General features: G+C 71.6%; 3 protein-coding genes. 2 read left to right on the top strand and 1 reads right to left on the bottom strand.

Going from position 1 to position 1,772, the window contains the following annotated elements:
* Positions 1–245: histidine phosphatase family protein (locus B8460_RS16510; RefSeq protein ID WP_048862709.1), on the bottom strand; the 245-nt coding region annotated here is incomplete at its 3' end.
* 92 nt (positions 246–337) lie between these two features.
* On the opposite strand from B8460_RS16510, the gene B8460_RS16505 reads away from it, so the two are divergent.
* Together B8460_RS16505 and B8460_RS16500 are read left to right on the top strand one after the other, a co-directional pair.
* Positions 338–949 carry a hypothetical protein gene (locus B8460_RS16505; protein ID WP_148360659.1) on the top strand — a complete coding sequence of 204 codons (612 nt, stop codon included), beginning with the start codon at positions 338–340 and terminating at the stop codon, positions 947–949.
* 23 nt (positions 950–972) lie between these two features.
* On the top strand, positions 973–1,683 hold the full coding sequence (locus B8460_RS16500) for a cytochrome b/b6 domain-containing protein (RefSeq protein ID WP_084623788.1): 711 nt from the start codon (positions 973–975) through the stop codon (positions 1,681–1,683).
* The last annotated feature ends 89 nt before the right edge of the window (positions 1,684–1,772 follow it).

Below are 1,772 nucleotides of genomic sequence, written 5' to 3'. Positions count from 1 at the left end.
GGCGCGATGCGCGGCGGCGCGGCCCCGAGGGACGCGGCGATGGCGCGCGCCGGGATGCGGCAGCGCAGGCGCGGGCTGGTCCACACCGATGCGCCGGCGAAACCGTCGAGCCGTGCGGCCATCGCCGCCGTCTCCGCCGCCGCCTGTGCGCGCAACGGTATGTCGAGCCGGCCGTAGCAGCGTCCGCGCGCGATGCGCGGCGTCGGATGGCGCAGCAGGGCCACGCGGCGCGGCGCGTCAGCCATTGCCGCCGCGCAGGGCCGCCCCTAGGTTGGCGCGCATCGGCGAGCCGCCCGGGCGTCTGTCGGAGCGGCCGCCGCGGGGAAGGAAACCGCCCATGTCAACACGGATCATGTCGCTGCGCCGTCTGCTGTGTGTCGCGCTGCCGGCCGCGGCCCTGATGGCGGTCGCGCCGATGGCGGCGCACGCGCAGGCGACGCATATACGCGGCACGCTGAGCGCCGTCACCGATCATGACGTGACGGTGACGACGCATGCCGGCAAGAAGGTCGAGGTGCCGACCACCGACAAGACCGGCATCTTCCTGGTCACCAAGGCCGACATGTCGGCGGTCAAGTCCGGCAAGTTCGTCGGCATCACCTCGGTCGAGCGCAACGGCAAGCCGGTCGCCGAGGAAGTCCACGTCTTCGCCGACAGCCTGCGCGGCCTCGCCGAGGGGCATTATCCCTGGGATCGCGATTCCGAGACGAACATGATGACCAACGCCAACATCGCGAAGATCGAGTCGGTGGGCGGGGCGGACGTGCTCAAGCTCGACTACAAGGGCGGCGAGCAGACGATCACGGTGCCGCCCGATGCGGCGATCGTGGAGTTCAACCCCGGCACGCGCGCCGACCTCAAGACCGGGCGGCAGGTGTTCGCCATCGAGCGCGACGGCAAGACGGTCGCGATCGTGGTCGGCGCGGACGGCGTGAAGCCGCCGATGTAGGCCGCGCCCCGGGGGCATCGGCGTTGAGCGACATCATCACGCCGTCCGGCCGCGTGCTCGCGCGCCGGCACGGCGTGGTGGTGCGCGTGACGCACTGGATCAACCTGATCTGCATGTTCCTGCTGCTGGCGAGCGGCCTGCAGATCTTCAACGCGCACCCCGCCCTGTACTGGGGCAGCGCGTCGGATTTCGACCACCCGGCGTTTTCGCCCGGTCCCTTCCCGCCCTGGATGACGCTGCCGTCCTGGCAGTCGCTGGCGGAGGGGCGGCAGTGGCATTTCGCCATGGCCTGGCTGTTCGTCATCAACGCCACCGTCTATGCCGCCTGGAGCCTCGCGAGCGGGCATCTGCGCCGTGACCTGGTGCCGACGGGGGCGGATCTGCGGCATCTCCCGGCCTCGGTCGCCGAGCATGCGCGGCTGCGCTTCCCGGAGGGGGAGGCGGCGCGGCGCTACAACGTGCTGCAGCGGCTGGCCTATCTGGTGGTGATGTTCGGGCTGGTGCCGCTGATCATCGTCGCGGGCTGTGCCATGTCGCCGCGTCTGGACGCCGGGTATCACTGGCTGCCGGCGCTGTTCGGCGGGCGGCAGTCGGCGCGGACGGTGCATTTCATCGCCGCGTGGTCGCTGGTCGCCTTCGTCGTCCTGCACGTGGTCATGGTCATCCTGTCGGGACCGCTGAACAACCTGCGCGGCATGATCACAGGACGCTATGCGATCGGGCGGGCGCGATGAGGGGGGTGCTGCGGCCGACGCGGCGGGGGCTGATCGCGGGCGGCGGGGCGCTGCTGCTGGCCGGGTGCGACCGGCTGGCGCGCAGCGGC

Origin of the sequence: Acidisphaera rubrifaciens HS-AP3 (assembly GCF_000964365.1) — a bacterium.
In the GTDB taxonomy this organism is placed as follows: Bacteria; Pseudomonadota; Alphaproteobacteria; order Acetobacterales; family Acetobacteraceae; genus Acidisphaera; species Acidisphaera rubrifaciens.
Note: the sequence above shows the minus strand (reverse complement) of the source record. Positions and strands in the feature narration are given on the sequence as shown.

Bases quoted from the DNA above. Each gene is read 5' to 3' on its own strand.
- B8460_RS16505 (WP_148360659.1), top strand. From the start codon at position 338: ATGTCAACACGGATCATGTCGCTGCGCCGTCTGCTGTGTGTCGCGCTG.